This is a genomic window from Pseudoalteromonas sp. NEC-BIFX-2020_015, from assembly GCF_012952265.1.
GTDB lineage: Bacteria > Pseudomonadota > Gammaproteobacteria > Enterobacterales > Alteromonadaceae > Pseudoalteromonas > Pseudoalteromonas neustonica.
This window is the reverse complement of record NZ_JABCJL010000032.1, coordinates 1-24,137: the sequence shown is the minus strand read 5'-3', so window position 1 is coordinate 24,137 and position 24,137 is coordinate 1. Positions and strand designations below refer to the sequence as shown.

Below are 24,137 nucleotides of genomic sequence, written 5' to 3'. Positions count from 1 at the left end.
TCCGTTTAGACTTTAAAGTTCAGGAGAGAGATCACCATTTAGAAATTTACAAACAAAAATAGCCTTACCAAACTCTTCGTATGAACGTTTTATCTCTGTATTTAACACTGACATTACCAAATCGTAATCACCAAAAATCTGTGTTGATAGCGTATTTGTTATTACTTTTAAATCATCATATTCATTTAAACGATCAATAAAACCTTTAATAAATGGAATATAATCTTGATGAAGTGGGTATTTACTGATCTCTACTGATAATTTCATGATAATCCTTGATATTAACGACGAAAATTATAACTATTGTAACGTGACCCCAGACACAAGTCATTCAAAGGTAGAGTGGATGTAAAAGAAGGTGTAAAATCACTGTAATTTAATTCCGTTTACGAGTTTCTCATGGCACGACGCATTACTTACAAATTTAAAGATCAACCTCGCGAAATTAATTTTGCAAAAGATAAATACCACGATATGTATCAAGCGATTGCAGCTGCTGAAGGTATTGATTTAACTAACTACCTCAGCATGGTTCAGCAAATTGAAATGACATCGAAAGGCTCAGCGTCTGTCCGTAACTTTCGTGATCAAGAGTTTGCACGTATGGGATTTAGCGATGTGTACTTTATTAAAGAGTAGCTATAAATTTAGCTACTCTAGGTATTCATAGCTGACACGAGGGGTAATATTACAGAGTAACTCGTAAGGAATTGTCGTAGCACATTGGGCGACTTCTTCAACGGGTAACTCTGGGCCCCACATCTCGACTTCATCGCCTACTTTAATGCCAGCGGTGTTTTCACCAATGTCCACACTGATCATATCCATTGAGACACTTCCTGCGATAGGGTAACGTTTAGAGCCTATTACCACAGGCGTCCCTTGCTTTGCATGGCGCGGATATCCATCACCATATCCCATTGCAACCACAGCAAGCTTAGTGGCCTTAGTGCTTTGCCAGCGCCCGCCATATCCTACACATTGCTGCGCATCCACATCACGAATTGCTATTACTTTAGTGGTTAAACGCATCACAGGCTTTAATCCATGTTCTTTACCTGTCGCATTAAGCATTGGCGATACGCCATACATCATCAAACCTGGACGTACCCATTCACCATGACCGGCAGGCCACGCAATAATACCCGCTGAATTTGATAAACAATGCGCTTGTTGTTTACCTTGTACTAAAGAGTCAAATAAGGCAATTTGCGCAGCTGTTTTTGGATCTTGTAGATCATCAGCGCAAGAAAAGTGCGTCATCAAATTGATTGTATCTTTGGCATTACTCGTTACTTGCAAGCGTTGGTAAAAATCATTGAGTTGCGCAGGCGCAATGCCAAGACGGTGCATACCGGTATTAATTTTTAACCAGCAATTAATTGGCTCATCAAGATTTGCCTCTTCAAGTGCTTTAAGCTGATTTTCATCATGAATAATAGTTTGAAAGTTATTAGCCAATAAAATAGGTAAGTCATCTTGATGAAAAAAACCTTCGAGCAATACAATTGGCTTAGTTAACCCACCAGCTCTAAGTGCTAAAGCTTCATCAATGCGCGCAACAGCAAACGCATCAGCATCATTAAGATGTTGCGCTATTTTTACTAAACCATGTCCATAAGCATTGGCTTTTAATACCGCCATGACCTTACTTTTCGGCGCAAACTTGCGTACTTGCGCTAAGTTATCTGCAAGTGCTGTTAAGTTGATTTGAGCAATAGCTAAACGCATATTAATATTCGTCGTCTACCGCAGGCCCAGCGTAATTATCAAAACGCGAGAACTGACCTTGGAAGGTTAGCCGCACCTTACCAATTGGGCCGTTACGTTGTTTACCTATGATGATTTCAGCAATACCTTTGTCTGTACTGTCTTCGTTATAGACTTCATCACGGTAAATAAACATGATTAAATCGGCATCCTGCTCGATAGAGCCTGATTCACGTAAGTCAGAGTTAATTGGACGTTTATCAGCACGTTGCTCTAGGGTACGGTTAAGCTGAGACAGTGCTACCACAGGGCATTTCAATTCTTTTGCTAATGACTTGAGTGAACGTGAAATTTCAGCAATCTCTAAGGTACGATTGTCCGACAAACTTGGTACACGCATAAGTTGTAAGTAATCCACCATGATCATACTGATACCGCCATGATCACGCGCAATACGACGTGCACGTGAACGTACATCAGTTGGTGTTAAGCCTGATGCATCATCGACAAACATTTTACCTTTTTCCATGAGCAGTCCCATGGTTGAAGATAACCGTGCCCAATCATCATCATCTAGTTGACCAGTACGTACTTTGGTTTGGTTAATACGACCAAGCGATGCCAGCATCCTCATCATGATTTGCTCAGATGGCATTTCTAATGAGTAAATAAGTACGGGTTTATCTTGAGTCATCGCTGCATGTTCAGCTAAGTTCATCGCAAAGGTGGTTTTACCCATTGATGGACGCGCTGCAACAATAATTAAATCTGATGGCTGTAAACCAGTCGTCATTTTATCTAGATCAGCGTAACCGGTGCTTACCCCTGTCACACCATCTTGTGGTGACTGGTATAGCTCTTCGATTTTATCGACAGTTTTTTCTAATATGCTGTGGATACTTTGCGGGCCATCGTTGCTTTTTGTGCGTTGCTCAGCAATTTTAAAAACTTTACTCTCTGCAAAATCAAGTAAGTCATGACTGGTGCGCCCTTCAGGGTTAAAACCAGCTTCGGCGATTTCATTGGCAACACCTATCATTTCACGTACTACAGCACGTTCGCGTACGATATTCGCATAAGCATCGATATTCGCCGCACTAGGAGTGTTTTTAGCAATCTCAGCTAAATAAGCAAAGCCGCCTATACCGCTGAGTAAATTCTTTTTCTCTAAGCTCTCTGAGATGGTGATCAAATCGATTGGATCACCAATCTCGGCAAGCTCAACCATCGCTTCAAAAATAAGCTTGTGAGTACGTGTATAGAAATCTTGCGAAACGACTAATTCAGCAACACGGTCAAAGGCTTGATTATCAAGCATTAAGCCACCTAAAACAGATTGCTCTGCTTCAATGGAATGAGGAGGAACTTTAAGGGTGTCGACTTGTTTATCTGGTTTAGCCATAACTTCGCAATACTAAAATACAATTGCGCCTATTCTATCGACTTGGTAACGCTGTGCAAATAGCAAAGCGGGAATTCTTTTCCCGCTTGCTACTTTTTAATTAAGTAGAATTGTTATTTTTTACGTAATTCAATTCGCCCACTGATAGTGTCTATTTCAATATCTCCATCACCACCATTAATTGAAAACTCCAATTCACTTGATGGGCCGTATTTTGCTTTTTTAACTTTATCATTACTCAATTCATTGACGATTTTACCATTAGCATGTGCTTCAATTTCAAATCGTGCTGAGACATTCGCAGGAAAGAAAAACTCGGCATCACCACTAACAGACTCATAGGTTATTTGTGCACCTTTGATTAACTCATTAATCCGCACTTCGCTTTCACCATTTACGGTATTAATACGCAAACTTTCTAGTTTATCAAACGTAAAATCTATATCACCGTTTACATTCTCTAAACGCACATCTTGCGCGCGGGTTGTTGATTTTATATCGCCATTGACCGCTGTAAACCTTAATGTGCCTTGAGAGTTTTTATCGTTAATTTTACCGTTTACAGTTTCAAAGCGAATATCGCCATTAAGATCTTGCGCACTAACGTCGCCATTAACCGTGTCAAAGCTCAAGTCACCACTGAGACTTTGCACATTGATATCGCCATTGACCGTATCTATCTCAGCGCCCGCGTGTAAATCTTTGGCGCTAATAGTGACATTAACACCTGCGAACTCAAGTTCACTTGTTTTCGGCATATAGATAGTCAGTTTAGAGCCATCACCACTGTTCCAGCCATTGTTGACGTTCCGTGGCATTTTTACAATAAACTCAATCCGCCCATTACTACTTTCTAACCTGTACCCATTGGCCTTATCATCCAGCTCACCTTCTATTTTAAGTTGCGCTTTATCCCACCCTTCGATGCGAATGTCACCTCGTTGATTTTCAATAAATACACGCTTGTTTACAGGGACATCAACTATTTCATTGATCTTTTGACCTGCTAATGCTGATAAGGGTAATACACTTAATAATAAACATAATACTTTCATAATAGGGACTCCTAAATTTGTTGCCATTTGGGTGCGTGCACCTTATTGATTAAATCCAATTGCTGTTGATATATCTGAGCAAGCATTTTCAATAGCGCTGGGTTTTCAGGCTCATTCTCAAGCGCTTGCTTTATCGCGCTTTCAGCCTCTTCCAATTCATTTAATTGCTGCTGCCAATTATTCGTTAATGCCGGTTGATTTTGATATTGCACTAACAAGCTTTGCTTTTGCTCTGTAAAATAATCACTCATAGCAACACCCGTTTTTTGCTGCGGCGTATTAAAAAGTAACTGAGCAGTCAATAACGCTCCGACCGTGCATGCAGCAACACCAGCTAGTTTAGGCCACACAGCCACTTTAGTTTGTTGCGGTAGTCTGTGTGATAGTGCTTTTTCAATACCTGGCCACAAATCTTTTTGCGGCGGGAGTTCAGTTTGCGAGCGATTTAATGACTCAACTAAAAATTCTTCAAAATCAAGCTTGCTCATTTTCATACCACTCTTTTAATAACTGTCGTGCGCGATGAAACTGCGACTTACTAGAACCAACTGCCATACCTAGCATGGTTGCAATTTCCTCATGGCGATAACCTTCAATAGCGTGTAATACAAATACCATTCGGGCTCGCTCTGGGAGCCTTAAAACCAATTTATCGAGTCCATTTAAACCTTGGCAATCATCAGCGCTTTGCTCATCCATACCACTTTGTTCAAAACTCACTACTTTTTGCAGCCAGTTTTTATGTTTGCGTAAGTAACTAATGGCAATATTGCTGGTAACGCTGTGCAGCCAAGTCGAAAATTGTGACTGCCCTTCAAAGCTAGCAATTTTATGCCATAACTGTACAAACACTTCTTGCGTGGCATCTTCAGCGTGCTCTCTATCAGCGAGTAATCGTAGGCATAATGCGTATACTCGCTTAACATGCAGTGTATACAAAGCTGCATAGGCTTGTTGATCGCCACTTTTTACTTTCTCAATCAACACAGTTTCACTGTGCTGATTAAAAGCATGTTTTGCATTTATCAACATCGCAGATGTTGTCCCTTTATGATTATTATTCTGAATGTAGTTTATACTTAAGCCATGTAGAAATACGATATTTCAGGTTTTTAAGTTTCTTACATAGTTAGACGTGAAAAGAGGTGAAAAAGGTTTAAAGGACGTTTAATTATTTTTAATTTAACCTGTTCTATAGATAATAAGTCTATATTTGATTTATGCACTATTAATGTGTTGGTCAATATATCCAACAAAGATGAGGTTATATAAAATAAAACGGCTAAACACAGTTAGCCGAAAAATATGGATTAGATTGTTGGTTCTGCTGGCTCTTCAGCAGTATTTTCAGGTACTTTGTAAGACCACCCCAAAAAAGCAATCTTACCCCCACTGTTCGAGCCACCACCAGATGTTAAGTTTTTTAATGCTACATCATAGCGTGTTTCACCATTACCACAATTTGAAACACTCCCCCCACGAATCGAACCTGAGTATCGCGACCCAGCATCAACACGAACATCTGTCAATGGGGCATATATCGTAGCATTCATATCAGTGTTTGAAGCAATATAAACACCAAACTTATCACTGATCCCATCCTTATTCTCACATGATAAGGAACCATCACCTGATTTATATCCAGAGAAAATATTGAATGCATAAGCATCCGATGGAGTAAGTTTCACAATAGTTTCTTCAACAATTGGACTAGTACGAATATGAATTTTCCCCATAACATATAGACTTAAACTAATTCCTTTATGTATTTTAAAATGTGACTCACCACTGGCGGTAATTGTAAAATCTCCAGCCACATAAATACCAATTTTTTTATTGTCAGTACCTGTTAAAAGCGCATCCAAACTGCCACCATTAATAGTTAAATCATTAAAAAAGTACATGTTTTCCTGGATTCGCCCTAATACGTTTGTGCTTTTAGGTAAATACTCAGTTACGTTACTAGCACTTGTAAAAACAGCTTTGTCTTCTTTAATTTGAATTTTTTTAGTGTTATTAGTTAATAAAAGATCAGGAAATGGACCTAAAGCGTTTAAATCACTCATAGTAGCTGCATCTAAAGGATCACATTTATCTTTTGCATAAGTTGGTAAACTTGTAGGGTCATCAGGGTCTAGCCCTGCCACATTAGGAACAGATAAGCCCTCAACGTATGCATTGCTTGATAATGCCTTTATTACTGAGTTATTAGTATAGCTACTAGAGCTTAACAAACTGCCACCATAGAGAATGTCCTCTACGTCAACAGCACTTTGATTTACATGCACGCCATTATTTAAAGTTAGGTTTTGCTCAGACCGAACATAGCCGTTTACCATCATATCTTTAAGTTGAATACTTCCATTTGCTAAAATATTACCATTTATCTTCGTACTCCAAGCACTGGTACCTGATGGAAACTTAATATCCTTGTTTGCCCATAAGTTACCTTCTACTGATTGCGAGGAACTCACTATAATAGAACCCGTCGAAGCCACACTTCCTTTTATTGTACCTGTTCCATTTAAAGTTACATTTGCATTATGTACTGTTGTTCTTACATCGGCATCGTTACCATTATATGATGCATCGGTTGAATCATAACTCGTTATTTTCCCAGAACCGCCAAGAGACACACCACGACAGCCTATAATTGCGTCTGAATAAGGTTTTAAGTTATTACCTGGTTTAAATCCAAATCGTGCAACTAAATTGCTTTGCGCGTCACCGCTATAGCGCTGACCAAGACTAGCTATTTCTAATTCCCCAGCAAGGTTTTTACTTATGCTTGCATCATATGTTGCGTCGATTCCAATCAAACCTCTGCCACTGGCATTACCCGCTGCGGCAATTAATCCATCAATGTCTAGTGCTCCATTATTATCCAACGCTTGCTGCATTAGTCTCGCTTCTTCGAACACACCTTTTTCTGCAAGCAAACGACTATTCATTTTCTTTTGAAAATTACCACTCATGCGCTCTTGTACAATATTTTCGCGTAATGAATTAAGTACTACAATACTTGCCATACTGGTCAATATAAGCACCGTAATGAGTGTAAAACCTTGCTGTTTATTATTCACTACACACCACCAAAAGCATTCGTTAAAATAACATTAGAAACCGCAACATCAATACTTATTGCGTTACCAAACTGACTCGGTAAATTTTCAGGCGCCACATTGATTTTTACTATGTTGTTATTAATAGAAAAATTTAACCTTTCAACACCTGTTAGTAACCGCTCTGGAGCAGCAGCTCCTAACGTGCACATTAAGTTATTGCCCGTTAATGTGTATATTTCCGTCGTAGGTGCCACAGCGACACTTCCATTACAGGTAATTACGCCTGCAGGTTGCCCAATACTAATAGATAACCCGTCAGCGGCGACAATCGGTAGAGTCGGTGTTTGCTTTATGCTCCGAGTAAATACTTTGCTTGTATAGCGTATAACTTCTTGTGCATTTTCAAGCTCCTTACTGACCATAATGGTACCTTTAATCGCAGAATACGACAGGCTCACCCCAGCCAATAAAAATGATCCAGCGGCCAAAGCAACCATTAATTCCACTAATGTATAGCCACGCATTGAAGAAGAGCTCATAACTAAATGCACCCAGCAGGTAAAGTAGGATAACTTGCATTAAGCGATATTTGATTTACAGCTGCATCCGTCATCCGCTCATCAGCCCATGAAACTGTAATTTGCATGTCATCAGCATAAGCCGCAGGCAATGTGAGCTGAAAGTCTGTTGTTTGAGGCCCCAGAAAGGTCCGAAAGTTTACATCAGTAAATAGTGCTGGGTTTGTCGTTTGCAACTCACATAAGCGTGGCCAAATACGTTCGAGAGTATTTTGGCCTTGCACCAAAGAAACCGTATAATTGAAACTGTTATTTGCGAACTGCAACGACTTTAATTGCGCGGCAGCTAAGCCCAACAATGCTATGCCAGCAATGACAACTGACAGCATAACTTCTAACAATGAAAATCCATTTTGCTTTATCATTATGCACAACCTACCGATTTTTCAATCAGCCAATTTTGGCCGCTTTTTAAAATACACAAATAATAATCAACGGTATCAGTTGACGTATCTTCAACTAAAATTGTACTTGCAGCAGATATTTCACCAGTTGATAACACTGTACGATTAACGAGGGATACAGTAACCCCCTGATGTTGAATAACAAATTCTTTTAAAACAGTTTCGACACCATCAACAGGAGCCCTCACTTGCCACTTAGTACCGCTAACTGCTAATGTTACATCCTTATCGCGTTTCACAGCTTCACTGCGCGCATATTTATATACGCTATTAAGTTGGTTTGCAGTAGTGACTACGCGATCTTGCATAATCTGCTGGCTAAATGAAGGGAAAGCCAAGACAGCCATAATACCTATAATGCTAACTACAACCATTAATTCAACTAAAGTAAAACCAGCCGTCTTGTTCATTATTATTCCCAACAATTCGTCACGGCAAAACCACCTTTAGTAGCGGATTGTGTTCCATCTTGCTTTATAGCGAGTGCACCACAACGATCGCCTTTTTGTGCCGATGTTGATTTTGGAGTTGCTGTTAATGTAAATTGGCGATTTTTAAAATCAACATTAGCGGCGGCTCCTGGTACGCGATCTGAGGCTACATAACTAAAGCTGTAAAAGTCGGTATTGACAGCCCCATTAAAAGCATCTGGATACCCTCCATTACGAGAATAAATACGCTCTAATACTGCGCCATGTTGGAGTATTACTTGCTGAATATCAGCGCGTCGGCTACGTTCCATTTGCTCGGTATAGGCAGGCATAGCCACGGTGTATAAAATACCTATAATGGCTACAACTATTAGTAACTCAACTAATGTAAAACCATTCTTTTGGCGTACATTTTCTCTCATCTTATCTTTCACTCTCTAGTTCCTTTACACTATGCCCAGTGCACAAACAATATACAGTGACAACGCTGTCAATGTCAATTAACTACGATTTATTTACAAAAAAATATCATTTAATAGTGATAAATAATTAGTTTTTATTATTGAAATATTAAATCAAGAGTGGAATACACACTTAGCCAAAATGGGTACTCTAATCCATTTTTTCTAAAAATGATACAAAATGACGTCTATTTGCGGGGATTAAACTATTTTATTACATAAGCTGTACACAACAAAAAAGCCGTGCGCAATGCACGGCTTTTATACTTAATTATAAAAATTAAGCTTCAGCGATTACGATTACTTTAATAGTAGCCGTTACGTCTGAATGTACTGCGATTGATACGTCAAATTCGCCAGTCTCACGGATAGTTCCTAGAGGTAAACGAACTTCTGACTTAGCAACTTCAACACCAACAGCTGAGATAGCGTCAGCGATGTCGCGAGTACCAATAGAACCGAATAACTTACCTTCGTCACCAGCTTTAGATACTAATGTAACTTCAGCTAATGCTTCAAGTTTCTCAGCGCGTGCTTGTGCAGCAACAAGCTGTTCAGCGATTTTCGCTTCAAGCTCTGCACGACGTGCGTCAAAAGTTTCAACGTTAGCTTTAGTTGCAGGAACTGCCTTACCTTGCGGGAAAAGGAAGTTACGTGCGAAGCCAGATTTAACTACAACCTGGTCACCTAGGCCACCTAGGTTAGCGATCTTATCTAGTAGAATAACTTGCATGTTTCTACACCTTTTAAAAACGTGTTAATCCGCTGCTTACTTATGTAAGTCAGTGTATGGAAGAAGGGCTAAGTAGCGAGCACGCTTAATAGCTGTTGCTAGCTGGCGCTGGTATTTAGCGCTAGTACCTGTAATACGGCTAGGTACGATTTTGCCACTTTCTGTAACATAGTTTCTAAGAGTAGCTAGATCTTTATAATCGATTTGTTGTACGCCTTCCGCTTTAAAGCGGCAGAACTTACGACGTCTGAAATAACGTGCCATGAGATTAATTCCTCAAATAATTCTTTCGATATGCTGAGCATGCAAAACCAATTGGCTAAGGCCGTTACGACCTTCATGGCGGTTTAAAAAACCGCTCACTTGCAATGCCTGCCCAACGTGCAAATGTTGAGTCTGTTGTTGCATTTGCTTACCACTAGCAACCACTTGAAGCTTTACATAACTATTACGGTTAAGGTCTGCTTCAACTTGCATTGATTTATGTTCTACAACAAAAATACAATGCGGTATACCAGCAGGGCTTTGACTATATTTGGGCGTTTTACAAACGACTCCAGATAGTGTTAGTTGATTCATATAAGGACTAAGCGTTTGGCTCATCTTAATTACTCAACTGAACAAGCGCCATGCTTGGACTCAAAACAATTAAGCAGCTGGTGCTTCTTTCTTCTCTTCTCTTACAAGAGGAGACGCTTCAGTTACAGCGTCTTTAGTACGCATAACTAAGTTACGAAGCACTGCATCGTTGTAGCGGAAAGTAGTTTCTAGCTCGCTGATTACTTCAGTAGGTGCTTCAACGTTCATAAGAACATAGTGAGCTTTATGAAGCTTGTTGATTGGGTATGCTAATTGACGGCGACCCCAATCTTCAAGACGGTGGATAACACCACCAGCTTCAGTGATTGAACCAGTATAACGTTCGATCATACCAGATACTTGCTCACTCTGATCAGGGTGAACCATGAATACGATTTCGTAATGACGCATGGATATTCCTTACGGTTAATAGAGCCTTCTACCGTTTCGGCCGGTCGGTTTAAGGCAAGGAATTAATAGTTTAAAAGCCGAAATGAGCGCGCATTTTACGCTTAGTTGGAAAATTAAGCAAGCAGGTTTTTTAGCTTTAAGTGGTAAGCTTTACGTTATAAGTGCTTTGGAGTTAATAAAGGAAAGCTGATGCTATGATTAACATCAGCTTAAAGCTTTTTAAGCTTGTGTTGCATTTCTCTGGCGTAGTACTTCAAACAAACAAATGCCTGTTGCTACAGAAACATTTAAGCTTGAAACGGTGCCGGCCATTGGGATTTTAACGAGTACATCACAGTGTTCGCGGGTTAAACGACGCATACCTTCACCTTCTGCCCCCATAACAATCGCCATTGGGCCTGTTAAGTTAGCATCAAATACATGAGTGTCTGTTTCGCCAGCCGTGCCAACGACCCACACACCCGCATCTTTAATCTCACGTAAAGTACGCGCAAGATTGGTTACTTGAATAAGCGGTACTGTTTCTGCTGCGCCGCAGGCAACTTTACGGGCGGTGCCATTTAGTTTTGCTGATTTATCTTTTGGTACAATAATCGCGTGAACACCCGCCGCGTCAGCACTGCGTATACACGCACCTAAATTATGCGGATCAGTGATGCCATCTAGCACCAGTAAAAAAGGAGTTTCTTCACGCGCAATGATCTCATCAAGATCTTTTTCATTAAAAGTAGGTGCGGCTATAACGTTTGCAATAATACCTTGGTGCTGCTCACCCTTTGATTTGTTATCAAGTGCTTTACGTTGCATGAATTGTACTGAGATACCAAATTTACGCGCTTCTTCAATAATTGGAGATAAGCGTTTATCATCACGACCTTTAAGAGCATATATTTCAATAAAACGCTCAGGCTCACTTTCAAAAATTGCTTCAACAGAATGAAAGCCAAAAATTAATTCATTACTCACGTATTACTTGCTCCTGAACTCGTACTTTTACGGGCGTTTTTGCCGGGTCTTTTTGGCTTTTTCACAGCCCTTTTCTTCGGTTTTTTAGCGGTTGTAGCAGCTACCGCACCTGACTTTGTAGTCGGTTTCTTTTTTCCTCTACTCGCACTGCTTTTTTTTGGCTTTGGTTTACCTTGGTCAGTGCGATTTTTTTGCTCAGGGCTAACTTGCTCGGTTTCTTTTTTAGCTGGTATTTTACCGCGCTTTAATTGCGAACGAACACTTGCAGGTTGATGCCCTTTAGGCTCACTACGACGACGGGCGTATCTATCCTGTGCAACATCGCCACTGAGCGTTAAGTTAATTCGGCGCTCATCTAAGCTGACAGATGCCACTTGAACCGTCACTTTATCACCTAGACGAAACACTTTATGAGTGTGCTCACCTATTAAGCAGTGCTTAGAAGCATCATGTTGAAAATATTCATCACCTAAGTTGGTGACATGAATAAGGCCATCAATTTGTAAATCAGCTAAACGAATGAATAAGCCAAAATTAGTAACCGAGGAGATAACCCCTTCAAATTCATCGCCAACATGATCTTGCATGTATTCACATTTAAGCCAATCAGCTACTTCACGGGTTGCATCGTCAGCACGGCGTTCGGTAGTTGAGCATTGCTCACCCAATTGCGCAACTTCTTCCTCACTATAGGCATAAGCGCCAGAAGTAACCATCCCTTGTGCTTTTAAAATACCTTTAATAGCACGATGTACAACTAAATCTGGGTAACGACGGATTGGCGAAGTGAAATGCGCATATTCATCTAATGACAAACCAAAGTGACCAATGTTTTCAGCCTGATATACGGCTTGCTTCATTGAGCGTAACAGCATTGTCTGAATGAGTTCCGCGTCAGGGCGATCACCAAGCTTTGCTAATACATGGGTAATTTCTTTTGGTGTAGGTTCATCACTAAGCGTTGATTCAATACCCAGCTCAGATAAAAACTGCCTAAAGTTACTTAATTTTTCACCATCAGGTTCAGCATGAACACGGTAAAGCGCACTGGCTTCGTGTTTTTCAAGCATTTTAGCAGCTGATACATTGGCTAAAATCATACATTCTTCAATCAACTTATGCGCATCGTTACGTACAACAGGCACGATTGATTCAATTTTGCGTTGAGCGTTAAATACAAAACGCGTTTCAAGCGTTTCAAACTCAATAGCACCACGATCTTGTCGTGCTGCTTTTAGCGCCATATACATTTGCTGTAAATCAGTCAAATGTGGCACAACTGACGCATATTCTGTACGCAGTTTCTCGTCACCGAGCAAAATATTATTTACTTTTGTGTACGTTAAACGAGCGTGCGAGTTCATCACTGCTTCATAAAAACGGTAGCCTGATAGTTTACCAGCCGCCGATACCATCATTTCTGCGACCATACATAAACGGTCAACTTTAGGGTTCAGTGAACATAAGCCGTTTGACAGCACTTTAGGCAACATAGGGATTACTTGTTCAGGGAAATACACTGAATTACCCCGCTCTATCGCTTCTTTATTGAGCGGTGTGTTCATTCCTACGTAGTGTGATACATCCGCAATAGCAACCCATAGGCGCCAACCACCTGATTGCTCTGGTTCACAATAAACGGCATCATCAAAATCACGGGCATCTTCACCATCAATCGTTACTAATGGTAAATCACGTAAATCAACACGATTTTGTTTGTCAGCTTCTTCAACAAACTCACCTAAATGCTCAACTTGCTTTTCAACCTCATCAGGCCATACATGAGGAATATCGTGGTTACGCAGTGCAACTTCTATTTCCATACCTGGCGCTAAATGCTCACCCAATACATCAATAATTTTGCCTACCGCATTCATATTACGATTAGGGTTTTGTGTAATTTGCACTTGCACCATTTGATTATGACGCGCGCCGTTATCACTGCCTGGTAAAATAATGATATCTTGCGTAATGCGTGGATCTTCGGCCACCACAACAGCAACGCCATGCTCTACAAAATAGCGACCGACAATAGGTGCTCGTTCATTAGGTAGTACGCGAATAATACGCGCATCGCATTTACCACCTGAGCCTCGCTTAGTGCCTTTAGCCAGCACAATGTCACCATGGAGCACCATATTCATTTGATGCTTGGCAATAAACCAGTCTTTACTTTCGCCTTCGACTTCTAAAAAGCCAAACCCATCACGGTGACCTATGACTTTTCCTTTTACAAGCCCTGCTTCGTCAATTAAGGCGTAGCATTTAAATTTGTTAAAGAAGAGTTGGCCATCACGTTCCATAGCACGTAAACGGCGCTTGAAAGCAATTTGACGCTCATCATCGTTTACCGCTAACTCTTCACATAATTGATGGAAATTAGCTGGCTTGGCACGGTCTTTTATGTGAGTAAGTATAAACTCACGACTTGGGACAGGGTTTTCGTACTTTTCTTGTTCTCGACTGAGATTAGGATCTTGGTTTGACATTCACTATCTTGTTAATTGGTTATGACGTTATTTTAACCCAAAATAGCGCAATGAGACAGTGCAGCAGCATTAAAGTTTTATGTTACGAGAAATTGATTAAACGCTCCCTCTAATTAATTGAATTATATTAACAATTAAATATAACGGCGCGAAGAAGGTTTTTTAGCGTTATAAAAAAACCCAAACAAAGTGACCTTGTTTGGGGGGGGGATACACCCAAACCTCCTCAAGATGTGAGTTCCAGTTGGAATTAAAAGCGATTTAGGCAAGGCATTGATTGCAAGTAATAGTGAGTCTATTGTTAAAATCAATCCCTTATAAAAGTAACGCAGTATAAATCGCTTTTAAACCAACCCCATAGACGCTTCACAGGCACTTACTCTTTGCGTTGTTACTTCTTGCCATTGTTGCAAAGTAACGCCTTGATATTAAGTCCCTGTGAAACGCTGAATTCTGCATCTTGAGGTAGTTTGGGTATAGGCTAAAACTTACCAACCATATTGATAAACCAACCTTTTGAATCATAATCTAAGTCGGTCAAATCATCTGAGAAATTAGTGAAGTTATAGCCTATACCTATCTTCATATTCTCACCAATATGACGATGAATAGCGCCGAGCGCCCCACTTCGTCTATCTTGCGATTCGCTGACTTTGAGCATGCGCCATTCTAGTGTTGCGTCCCAATTATGCTGTAAATGATAATCAGCGCGCAGTACACTTAAGGTTGCTGTTGAATCAAACCAAGGGCCTTCATCTCGCACTAAGCGTATTTCGCCTGTACGCTGCGCAAGCTTAGTTCCAAACCGCCATCGTGGTGAAAATTGATAATTTACATCAACCGCCCACACGGTGCTACGCTGCTGTGGAGTGTTATCTCGACCAATGCCACTAAGCTGCTGCGCTGGGGCTAAATCTTCAAGATAGGTTAAGCTTGCTAGGCCTGACCAAGGGCTGGCATCAATAGGGCGATATGCGAAACCAAGCTGTGCTTCGGTAAAATCGCTATTAAATGCGCCACTTTGCGCTTCTTGATCGCTATCACTGATCGCGGTGTCAACACGTAATTGTCCGCGCCAGTCTTCATTTAATTTAACGCTGAAATTATTACGCATTAACCAATTAGTGCGTTTTTCCTGCTCAGTTTCGTCTGTGCGATATTCTAATGCGCCTGCCCAACGAATATTTTCAAACTGATAGCCTAATCCGAGGTTAACTCCCGATCTTTCTAATCGACCATTTTCAAACATGTCAATATTGCCGTTTTCAAGGCCTAACTGTACCTGCCAACGTGAATTTATGCTGTGATCGACACCATAGGCATGTGTAAGACCTTGCTGCCTATCGTCATGCTGCCATTGTTGCTCGGCATAAACGCTGGTTGAGTCATTAAAACGATGCCTTGCCCCGCTTACCCACTGCTTTTGCTCAGCATTATTAAACAAATCGCTACCATCAGGATCTAGGCGGTAATTAAGATACACATTACCTTTATCACTGTAGGCATAATCAATACCTGCTGTGCCTGCAAACCCTAAATTACCTTCTGAAACTTCACCATTTAGGCTAACACTTTCGGTAATTTGAACTTCTGTACCCAAACCAATGCGATTATTTCGTAAGCGAGTAGCGTCATTGGCAAGTGTGCCTTGTACAAAGCCGTAAGCTGACCAGTTTGCATCTGATTGATATGATAACTGAACAACGGTATCTGTTCGCTTACCTTCATCATTTTGGGCTTTACTTGACGCGGTATTTTGCGATTGATTTTGCACCTGAGTAAGGTTTCGACGCTCATCTTGTCTGATCCCCGCACTGGCTTGCCAATGTTTATCGATTGTTTCAGTGACGTTTATTTCTGCAGCTTGACGCTTGTAGCGATTACTTACTTTATTGTCATCGGCTTTCACTTTAACTGCTGTAGTTTCTGTCGCTTGCCATTGCATCATTATACCAGCGGTGTTTGCTTCATCCGCATTCACTTGGCCAAGCCCCGCAAAACCTTGCTCTAAACGTTGCCAATAAAATTGCGCTTGCCCGTCGCTTTCTAAACCAAATTCTTTAAAGCTGGTTGCCGCTTCTAAGCGTATTCCGTTTGCTTTAACAGGTCCTTGTCCTGAGCGTATTTCATCAAAACTAAACCCACCGTTAAACGAATTAAGCTGACTTGCAATGCCATCTGTTTGAGCAACTTCAACTTTAACGTAGCTGCTGGCGCTGTGACGATAGGTCGCATCTAAGCCGATGAGTGTGTCGTCATACTCGTCAAGTTGTTGCTTATTGGCTGTGATCCCAAGTTGAACTTGATCAGTCAACCACTTGCTTACTCGCCCACCATAAGTCAAATTATCTAACTCTGAAAAGCCTGGTGTGTACTCATAGCTTGTAACTAGATACGCTGGGTTATCGTCAAAACTTGCTGCACGAACAAGTAAATCATCTGCTGCAAATGATGAGAGTGGTCGCGTCAGTAAGATGCGCCCTTGCAATGCATCCATGTCGTAGTCTTGACCTGGTGTTAAATTACGACGGATCAACACTAACCCTGATATTTTATCGCGGATCTCTATGGCAACTTGATCAGAGCCAAGCACTATATCTTGATGTTGTAAATAATAAAGCGACCCGCCAGTTGCTCTATGTGTTTCATATGCTGGGAGTGTTTCAGCTTCTGCTATGTAGATTTCGGCTTTGCTGTTATGTTCACCAAAAGAGGTGACATCATTACTGCGGTATTGGGTTTGCAAACCATATAATCCGCGCTCAACACGGCTGAGTTCAGTATCACTGACTTGTGTATTAAAGTTACCCCACATAACTTGTGAGTGATCTTTCGCTATTTTTAAATACACTTTACCGTTACTCGGTGCATCATCAATAACCGTTGAATCATCACCATACTCAGCTACATATTTTTGCTCTTCTAAGCGACGGAATAAGCTTTTTGGATCTTTTTCATGGAGATTAGAAAATAACTCGTTTAACGGCGCTTCGCGGGTGTCAATACGCGCTGTTACTTTGTATTCATCTTCCCATTTACCTGTTATGTAAGCGGCTAAACGCCCTTCGGCAAATAAGTTATTGTCTTTATTATGGGCGTCACTTAATAGCTCTACAGGGCCATTATGACTATTTTGACCCACGGTGAGATCGGCCATCGCAACATAGAACCAGTCACTCTTTGGTAGTGCTAAATCACGTTGAATTAATGCGCCATTGCCTTCTTCATTCAATACCGCAACTTCTGCTTTATGATAGCCAGTGCGCACAATTTGTTGATGTACAAATTTACGTTCTCGGGTAATAGCAACAACACGCCCTAAGAAATAAACGCTGTGACGATCTGGCACCTCTTCACCAAATAAGGTTAAGGTACCACCATCAACTTTAATATTTTGTTTAGCGAGTTGCGATTTACCATAGTTTGCCATTAAGTAGCCATTGACTTTTTCATTTGCTACGGCAAATTTCGGTCTAAAGTCCGCGCTACTGAAAGAGGTTTCGTCAAAGCGGCCACTTTTATCATATACCCTTAAGCGGTAATTTAGGCTCATACCTAACATATTGCCTGGTAAGCGCCATTTACCTTCTAGGTTTTCGCCCAATGGTACTTTTTTAAGTATGTCTGTGCCATTCGGTGACATGATGTGTACTTCGGCATATTCAAAAAAGTTTATGTAGTTACTGTAGCCTTTTAAATGCAGCATTAGCGTATCACCAGATTCAGTAATGGCGTGCGCCACACTGAGCTTTGGTAATGCATCCAATGGATTATATTTTAACTTAAGTTGCATTTTTTCTAACGCCACATCGGCACAACGCTGAGCATCGGCATTATTGGCACTGTCACTGCTAGCAAAAGGTTTACCATCTAGTGTGATAGCCATTGCAGCTTGTTGACGAAAATCACCATCACAAATTAATCGTCGATCTGGGCCTGCATTGACAATCGTTTTTACTGAGGTTTTTTCTTCTACATACACTGCAATTACTTCAACTCGGCGGTTACGCGCCATACCTTCAAGAGTGTCGTTGCTAGCAACGGGATCGTGATTTGAGCGCCCTTCCATTGTCGTAGCTGAGGGCAATATACCTAGCTGCTGACGAAAATATTCGGCCACAATATTGGCGCGATGCTCTGATAAACCTTGGTTAGTTTTATAAATACGTTTTGCGTTAGGACTTAACCTTTGGCTATCCGCATGGCCTATAAAATGGATTTTCAGCTGTTTTTTACCCTGCAAAAAATCAATAATTCGATCCATTTCTTGCTTGGTTGAGCCCGTTAAAAAGTGCTTACCAGAAACAAAGCGGATTGCTGAATCCTTAACGAATTCAGCACTTGCAGGAGTTTGCTTTACTTCACTAAGCTGTGTTGTAGTCGGCTTTATTTCAGGCAAAGCGTGAAGTACAAAGTGCCTCTGTACTATCACTTCTTCAGTATTACTGTGGTAGCTATTTTCGCGTACTTGATCATTGCTCAGGCCGTTTGTGATCCCAGCCGCTTTTGCTACAGGTGATAAACCAAATAACGTAACGAGTGTTAATGATATTGGCGTAAATTTATGTGACTTAGTCATTTTTACGCCCCTCTGTAACAACTTCTTGCGGTAAAACATATTCGACAACTTCCGCCTCTAGGGTAAGCTCATGCTCAGTATTTGCATTGTTCCACTGAGCAATAAACCATTGATTAAGTTCAGCAATACGTTGCTTTGCTTGACGTATATTTTCATTTTCGGCCAATTGATAAGCCACCCTGACTGTAATTGGCTGTTCCACAATAACAGTTAGTAATTGCTCCAATTGCTGTCTATGCGTGGCAATTAATCCCTGCTCATCAAACGCACTTTGACTTAGCTGTACACGTGCAACACGATGGATGCTCGCTGCAAAGTCAGCTGTTACATTTTTTCCTCGTGTTAAACGAACTACACGTGGGTTTTCAGATGTGATTCGATACCCTGATGGTAAACTGCGCACATCAACCTTGATGATAAAGTTACTTCCACGCGCTTGATGCGGTACATCTGCACACGCTAGATGATAGCGGCCATGCTGATCTGTGGTGATCCACAAACCTTGGGCTGTGGCTAGCTTCACGCCTGGTAAACCAGTTTCACCTTGCTCTTGTATGCCATTGCGGTTGTGATCATCAAACACCTGGCCAGTTAAGTCACTACAATCCATGATGGTGTCTGGAATAACGCGGATACTTGCAATCGCAATATTTGAAACGCGCTTTCCTTTAGGAATTTCATCACCTGGTTTACCGCCGCCACCTGGCGTGCCACCGTCATCTGGATTGTCCTGATCGCCAGAGCCTGTGTATTCAACCCATGCTTGGTTTATGTATTTGCCTTCGCTAACGCCTGCTCCTACAACAGTGAGTAACTGAATGCTTACTGTTTGTTGAGGCAATAATTCACGAACTGGCCAAATCAACTGTCTACCGAACACGCGAGGTTCAATGCTAATACCATCAATACGTGCACTACCAATGACATACTTTAGACCCGCTGGAAGCTGATCAATAAAGCTAACCGGCTGTAATACTTTGTCTGAGCGGTTAAAAATAACAATCTCATACGGCACCATTTCACCAACAACCACATCTTGTTTAAGGACTGTTTTAGTCACTTGCACTAAATCATCACCGTAACCATCTACTGGTATGTGGTTATTCACCACGTTTGCTGATGGTAATTGTGGATTGATATAAAAACGCGTGTAGTACTGTGTAGACGCATTACTTTGTGCCACATTGCTAGATTGGGTAGGACAACTTGCCGCATCATGAATTGCAGAAGAAGCCACTGGCGCTTTATTGGTTTGATGAACCAATACTGGTAACGATTGAGCACTAACTTCTAAGCGCGCTGTACATGCGGGGATCAATTTTGACTCGCCCTGCAAGAAACCAACCGGTGCTGTTACCGCGAGTTGATACTCTCCAACCGGCGCATTTGCAAATAATAAGAATTGATAAAAACCATCATCTGCTGTTGTTTGCTCAACATTATCAAGACCACCAACTAGGTGTAAATCAGGTTCAAACCCAGCAGGCCCTGTAATGCTAACCTTGGCGTTTTTGATTGGCTCTCTTGAACGTGAATCATAAACAATACCTGACGGATCAACTGGCAGAGATTGCTCAACCACTTGCTCTCCGGCACTGAGAATAATATTCAAAATGGTGCCTTTATCAGTTGATGTGTCAGCATCATTTGATACCGGTATACCGTAGATCACGCCACCTTGAGGGTGTCTAAAGCGCACTTCATATACCCCTACAGGTAAACCTGCGAAAGTATAATCACCTTGCTCATTCGAGCGAACCACAATTAATGGTTCAGCCTCAAGCGGATTAGCTTCGCCTGTTTGCGGATCTGCTAAGAGTTCAACTAACCATCCTGATTTACCGTTATTATCATCATCAGCTCGGTTATGGTTGTTATCTTGCCATACAGAACCACTGATAGATGCAGGGTTGGTTAATTGCTCACCAAAGTTATACTCTGTCGCGAGGGTGATATGCTCATTGATATTGATGTTTTTAATTTCATCAGCACCAATTTGCTGCGCAACAACCCCCCCTAATGAACCCGCTGAATCTTTACCATCTTGGGTTTGTTCTGGTTGCGTTTGCGTAATAGTGAAACCTGTAACATCTGATAATGGAAGGTGCTTAAATTGATAACGACCATAGGTATCAGTAGTTGCCATTCTTACTACTGCTTGCCCATCTAAATCAATACCTTCGATGTGCATTTGCACTTGTTCAATACCAATTTCGTTGTCTTCTTGCGTTGCATTATCATTTAAGTCAACGTAAACAGTTCCTGATAAATAGCTGCCTGTCTCAGCAAAGTTATAATCGTTACCTTGTTGTCCAAGTTCAAGTTGGATTTCACTAAAGTTGTCATTTGCAATTACACCTGATAGAGAACCTAACTGCTCTTTACCATCTAGCCAAGCGCTTGGTTGTGTTTGCGTAATTGCATAAGTTCCTGCCTTTAATGAATCAAAGGTGTATTGACCTTGCTCATTGGTTTTCGTCACGCGAGTGACATTTTCACCATCAAGTGCGACACCTGTTAGCGTGACGGTTACATCACGAATACGCAGTGTTTCTTGCTCATCTAAAGTGCCACTTTCATTCGCATCAACCCATACATTACCTGCCAACGAAGAAGCTGGTAATTCAGCAAAGTCAAAGTAGCCGACTTCACCCGTTCCTTGTAGTTGACCTACAACGATTATGTTTGACCCTCTAGAGTCCGCAATTACTTCACCTTGTGCTGCCTCTAACCCATCGAGGTAGTCTTTAGGTTGTTGTTGCTCAAGTGTGTAACCTTGCTCATTACTTGGAGACAATTCAGGGAATTCATAATACCCAAGTTCATTGGTCATGACCGTTTGCAGAATATCGTTTTGACGATAATCTTTACCCGATAGCGTGATCTCAACGTTTGCTAAAGCAATACTTTGTTGAGTTGAACTATCGGCTAAAACAGGGTAAAAACCGTCATCATCATGATCAATAAACACACGACCTTTAACTGATAAACCGTAGTTTTCTGCAAAGTTATACTCTTTGTTTTCTTGTGACGGCTTAACGCTGATAGCAGTAATTATGTCGCTCTGATCACTTCTTCCGATAACATCTTGGCCAATACTTTCAAAGCTATCAATATAGTTCTTCGGCTGTGTTTGTTGGATCTGATAACCTTGCTCATTACTTGGCGCTAAGTTTTTAAATGCATACAAACCTAAGCTATCGGTAGTCACTGACTTGATTACTGGGTTGTTATTATAATCACGCCCCGAAACCGTTAACTCAACACCCTCAATCGCTAAATCTTGGGCTGTTCTGATGTTATTTTTATCCGTATCAACAAAAACATAGCCCGATAAGCTTGCTGATGCTAATTCTGCAAATCCAAGCGCAATTAACTGCTCAGACGCACTTAGAGTCACAGTAAATTCATCGTTAATACTTTGCGAATTCACAACACGGCCTGCAAGTGATTCTAAACCGTCTAACCAGTTTTCTGGCTGAACTTGCTTAACCACATAACCTCGTACGTCACTCGCTGATAATCCAACAAAAGCAAACTCGCCTTGCGCATTTGTTAATACTGTTGCATTAATAGCATTACCATAAATGTTTTGCCCAGCAAGAGTAATAACAGTGTCTGAAATGCCTTGCTCGTTCGATTGACGTAGCCCATCCATATTTTCATCGCTAAATACAAAACCAGCTATGCGCGCATCATCTTTTGCCATTTCGGTAAAATCAATTAACTGATTTTCGTTAGCAATTAATTGCACCGTTACAGTATCGCTGGTGTCTGAGCCTGCAATAACACCTGAGCTATTACGCTCAACACCGTCTTTATAAAGTGCAGGTTGTGTTTGCGTCACGTTGTACCCATTAGCATCGGAAGCAAATAAATCAGCAAACGTGTATTCACCTTGCACATTCGTTTGCGTTGTCAGGTTAATGTCACTCCCGAAGATGTCTTGACCTGTTAAGGTAATGTCTACATTGGCTAGTAACTTGTCGTTATCTGTAATGGTGCCGTCTTGATTTTCATCAAAATACACACGCCCTGAAATAGTTGCTGTATCTGGATTTTGCTCTGTGAAGTCAACAAGTTGGTTGCTTGTCGTCAGCACAACGGTAACCGTATCTGTTAGATCAGAGCCTGCAATCACACCTGAGCTGTTACGCTCAACACCGTCTTTATAAAGCGCGGGTTGTGTTTGCGCCACGGTGTATCCATTGGCATCTGAGGCAAATAAATCAGCGAACGTGTATTCACCTTGCGCATTCGTTTGCGTTGTCAGATTAATGTCAGTTCCGAAGATGTCTTTACCTATTAAGGTAATATCGACATTCGCTAATAACTTGTCGTTATCTGTAATGGTGCCATCTTGGTTTGCATCGAAATACACACGCCCTGAAATAGTCGCTGTATCTGGATTTTTCTCTGTGAATTCAACAAGCTGGTTGCTTGTAGTCAAATTAACAATAACCGTATCTGTTAAATCAGAGCCTACAATAACACCCGAGCTATTACGCTCTACACCGTCTTTATAAAGCGCAGGTTGCGTTTGCGTTACGGTGTAACCATTAGTATCTGAGGCAAATAAATCAGCGAACGTGTATTCACCTTGCGCATTTGTTTGTGCGGTAAAGTTAATGTCAGTCCCGAAAATGTCTTTACCTATTAAGGTAATCGCTACGCCAGTAAGTAACTTATCGTTACCGGCAAGTGTACCGTCTTGGTTTTCATCGAAATACACACGCCCTGCAATAGTTGCTGTATCTGGGTTTTGCTCTGTGAAGTCAACAAGCTGATTGCTTGTAGAAAGCACAACAGTCACTTTATCCGTTAGATCGGAGCCTGCAATTACACCTGCATTGTTACGCTCAACACCGTCTTTATAAAGCGCAGGTTGCGTTTGCGTTACGGTGTAACCATTAGTATCTGAGGCAAATAAATCAGCGAACGTGTATTCACCTTGCGCATTCGTTTGTGCGGTAAAGTTAATGTCAGTCCCGAAAATGTCTTTACCTATTAAGGTAATCGCTACGCCAGTAAGTAACTTATCGTTACCGGCAAGTGTACCGTCTTGGTTTTCATCGAAATACACACGCCCTGCAATAGTTGCTGTATCTGGGTTTTGCTCTGTGAAGTCAACAAGCTGATTGCTTGTAGAAAGCACAACAGTCACTTTATCCGTTAGATCGGAGCCTGCAATTACACCTGCATTGTTACGCTCAACACCGTCTTTATAAAGCGCAGGTTGCGTTTGCGTTACGGTGTAACCATTAGTATCTGAGG

General features: G+C 41.2%; 20 protein-coding genes. 1 reads left to right on the top strand and 19 read right to left on the bottom strand.

Going from position 1 to position 24,137, the window contains the following annotated elements:
• Positions 1–12: 12 nt before the first annotated feature.
• The gene (locus HH219_RS18835; protein WP_054206672.1) at positions 13–267 is read right to left on the bottom strand and encodes a YkoF family thiamine/hydroxymethylpyrimidine-binding protein; all 255 of its coding nucleotides are present in this window, start codon (positions 265–267) and stop codon (positions 13–15) included.
• A 132-nt stretch (positions 268–399) separates the two neighbouring features.
• On the opposite strand from HH219_RS18835, the gene HH219_RS18830 reads away from it, so the two are divergent.
• Entirely contained in the window at positions 400–639 is a 240-nt protein-coding gene (locus tag HH219_RS18830; protein ID WP_054206671.1) for a DUF2960 domain-containing protein, read from the top strand.
• Between the two features lie 12 nt (positions 640–651).
• On the opposite strand, the gene alr is transcribed toward HH219_RS18830, so the two are convergent.
• The 18 genes from alr to HH219_RS18740 form a co-directional block, all read right to left on the bottom strand.
• Positions 652–1,731 (bottom strand): alanine racemase, encoded by a 1,080-nt coding sequence (alr, locus tag HH219_RS18825; RefSeq protein WP_169328326.1) that lies wholly within the window; start codon positions 1,729–1,731, stop codon positions 652–654.
• Between the two features lies 1 nt (position 1,732).
• A complete protein-coding gene (gene dnaB / locus HH219_RS18820; RefSeq protein ID WP_054206669.1) occupies positions 1,733–3,112 on the bottom strand; it encodes a replicative DNA helicase in 1,380 nt (459 codons plus the stop codon).
• Positions 3,113–3,225: 113 nt separating this feature from the next.
• Complete coding sequence (locus tag HH219_RS18815) at positions 3,226–4,167, bottom strand: DUF4097 family beta strand repeat-containing protein (RefSeq protein WP_169328325.1); 942 nt, start codon at positions 4,165–4,167, stop codon at positions 3,226–3,228.
• Between the two features lie 11 nt (positions 4,168–4,178).
• Entirely contained in the window at positions 4,179–4,661 is a 483-nt protein-coding gene (locus HH219_RS18810; protein WP_170174080.1) for a hypothetical protein, read from the bottom strand.
• On the bottom strand, positions 4,642–5,199 hold the full coding sequence (locus HH219_RS18805) for an RNA polymerase sigma factor (protein WP_054206668.1): 558 nt from the start codon (positions 5,197–5,199) through the stop codon (positions 4,642–4,644). The genes HH219_RS18810 and HH219_RS18805 overlap by 20 nt, the downstream gene beginning before the upstream one ends.
• A gap of 278 nt (positions 5,200–5,477) precedes the next feature.
• Positions 5,478–7,250, bottom strand: coding sequence for a pilus assembly PilX N-terminal domain-containing protein (locus tag HH219_RS18800; RefSeq protein WP_169328323.1), 1,773 nt, complete (start codon positions 7,248–7,250; stop codon positions 5,478–5,480).
• Positions 7,250–7,771, bottom strand: a complete 522-nt coding sequence (locus tag HH219_RS18795; protein WP_169328322.1) for a prepilin-type N-terminal cleavage/methylation domain-containing protein — start codon at positions 7,769–7,771, stop codon at positions 7,250–7,252. Before HH219_RS18795 ends, HH219_RS18800 begins: the two co-directional genes overlap by 1 nt.
• A 2-nt stretch (positions 7,772–7,773) precedes the next feature.
• A complete protein-coding gene (locus tag HH219_RS18790; protein ID WP_054206665.1) occupies positions 7,774–8,175 on the bottom strand; it encodes a prepilin-type N-terminal cleavage/methylation domain-containing protein in 402 nt (133 codons plus the stop codon).
• Positions 8,175–8,624: a GspH/FimT family pseudopilin gene (locus HH219_RS18785; protein ID WP_054206664.1), complete on the bottom strand. Its 450-nt coding sequence runs from the start codon at positions 8,622–8,624 to the stop codon at positions 8,175–8,177. Before HH219_RS18785 ends, HH219_RS18790 begins: the two co-directional genes overlap by 1 nt.
• Before the next feature lie 2 nt (positions 8,625–8,626).
• A complete protein-coding gene (locus HH219_RS18780) occupies positions 8,627–9,079 on the bottom strand; it encodes a type IV pilin protein (RefSeq protein ID WP_316244668.1) in 453 nt (150 codons plus the stop codon).
• A 307-nt stretch (positions 9,080–9,386) separates the two neighbouring features.
• Positions 9,387–9,839: a 50S ribosomal protein L9 gene (rplI, locus tag HH219_RS18775; RefSeq protein ID WP_054206663.1), complete on the bottom strand. Its 453-nt coding sequence runs from the start codon at positions 9,837–9,839 to the stop codon at positions 9,387–9,389.
• A gap of 36 nt (positions 9,840–9,875) precedes the next feature.
• Positions 9,876–10,103 (bottom strand): 30S ribosomal protein S18, encoded by a 228-nt coding sequence (rpsR, locus tag HH219_RS18770; RefSeq protein WP_002962753.1) that lies wholly within the window; start codon positions 10,101–10,103, stop codon positions 9,876–9,878.
• Positions 10,104–10,115: 12 nt separating this feature from the next.
• A complete protein-coding gene (priB, locus tag HH219_RS18765) occupies positions 10,116–10,418 on the bottom strand; it encodes a primosomal replication protein N (protein WP_054206702.1) in 303 nt (100 codons plus the stop codon).
• A gap of 69 nt (positions 10,419–10,487) precedes the next feature.
• On the bottom strand, positions 10,488–10,829 hold the full coding sequence (gene rpsF, locus HH219_RS18760; RefSeq protein ID WP_145236974.1) for a 30S ribosomal protein S6: 342 nt from the start codon (positions 10,827–10,829) through the stop codon (positions 10,488–10,490).
• A gap of 219 nt (positions 10,830–11,048) precedes the next feature.
• Positions 11,049–11,795, bottom strand: a complete 747-nt coding sequence (gene rlmB / locus HH219_RS18755; RefSeq protein WP_169328321.1) for a 23S rRNA (guanosine(2251)-2'-O)-methyltransferase RlmB — start codon at positions 11,793–11,795, stop codon at positions 11,049–11,051.
• Positions 11,792–14,284 (bottom strand): ribonuclease R, encoded by a 2,493-nt coding sequence (rnr, locus tag HH219_RS18750; RefSeq protein WP_064436040.1) that lies wholly within the window; start codon positions 14,282–14,284, stop codon positions 11,792–11,794. Before rnr ends, rlmB begins: the two co-directional genes overlap by 4 nt.
• 481 nt (positions 14,285–14,765) lie before the next feature.
• Positions 14,766–18,863, bottom strand: coding sequence for an OmpA family protein (locus HH219_RS18745; protein ID WP_169328320.1), 4,098 nt, complete (start codon positions 18,861–18,863; stop codon positions 14,766–14,768).
• On the bottom strand, positions 18,856–24,137 hold a 5,282-nt coding region (locus tag HH219_RS18740), incomplete at its 5' end, for an SdrD B-like domain-containing protein (RefSeq protein WP_211842192.1). The genes HH219_RS18745 and HH219_RS18740, both read right to left, overlap by 8 nt.

Excerpts from the sequence above, each read along its gene's own strand:
- HH219_RS18805 (WP_054206668.1), bottom strand. The coding sequence starts at position 5,199 with ATGTTGATAAATGCAAAACATGCTTTTAATCAGCACAGTGAAACTGTG.
- priB (WP_054206702.1), bottom strand. The coding sequence starts at position 10,418 with ATGAATCAACTAACACTATCTGGAGTCGTTTGTAAAACGCCCAAATAT.
- alr (WP_169328326.1), bottom strand. The coding sequence starts at position 1,731 with ATGCGTTTAGCTATTGCTCAAATCAACTTAACAGCACTTGCAGATAAC.
- HH219_RS18785 (WP_054206664.1), bottom strand. The coding sequence starts at position 8,624 with ATGAACAAGACGGCTGGTTTTACTTTAGTTGAATTAATGGTTGTAGTT.
- dnaB (WP_054206669.1), bottom strand. The coding sequence starts at position 3,112 with ATGGCTAAACCAGATAAACAAGTCGACACCCTTAAAGTTCCTCCTCAT.
- HH219_RS18745 (WP_169328320.1), bottom strand. The coding sequence starts at position 18,863 with ATGACTAAGTCACATAAATTTACGCCAATATCATTAACACTCGTTACG.
- HH219_RS18830 (WP_054206671.1), top strand. The coding sequence starts at position 400 with ATGGCACGACGCATTACTTACAAATTTAAAGATCAACCTCGCGAAATT.
- rplI (WP_054206663.1), bottom strand. The coding sequence starts at position 9,839 with ATGCAAGTTATTCTACTAGATAAGATCGCTAACCTAGGTGGCCTAGGT.
- rpsR (WP_002962753.1), bottom strand. The coding sequence starts at position 10,103 with ATGGCACGTTATTTCAGACGTCGTAAGTTCTGCCGCTTTAAAGCGGAA.
- HH219_RS18810 (WP_170174080.1), bottom strand. The coding sequence starts at position 4,661 with ATGAAAATGAGCAAGCTTGATTTTGAAGAATTTTTAGTTGAGTCATTA.
- HH219_RS18795 (WP_169328322.1), bottom strand. The coding sequence starts at position 7,771 with ATGAGCTCTTCTTCAATGCGTGGCTATACATTAGTGGAATTAATGGTT.
- HH219_RS18815 (WP_169328325.1), bottom strand. The coding sequence starts at position 4,167 with ATGAAAGTATTATGTTTATTATTAAGTGTATTACCCTTATCAGCATTA.
- rpsF (WP_145236974.1), bottom strand. The coding sequence starts at position 10,829 with ATGCGTCATTACGAAATCGTATTCATGGTTCACCCTGATCAGAGTGAG.
- HH219_RS18790 (WP_054206665.1), bottom strand. The coding sequence starts at position 8,175 with ATGATAAAGCAAAATGGATTTTCATTGTTAGAAGTTATGCTGTCAGTT.
- rnr (WP_064436040.1), bottom strand. The coding sequence starts at position 14,284 with ATGTCAAACCAAGATCCTAATCTCAGTCGAGAACAAGAAAAGTACGAA.
- HH219_RS18835 (WP_054206672.1), bottom strand. The coding sequence starts at position 267 with ATGAAATTATCAGTAGAGATCAGTAAATACCCACTTCATCAAGATTAT.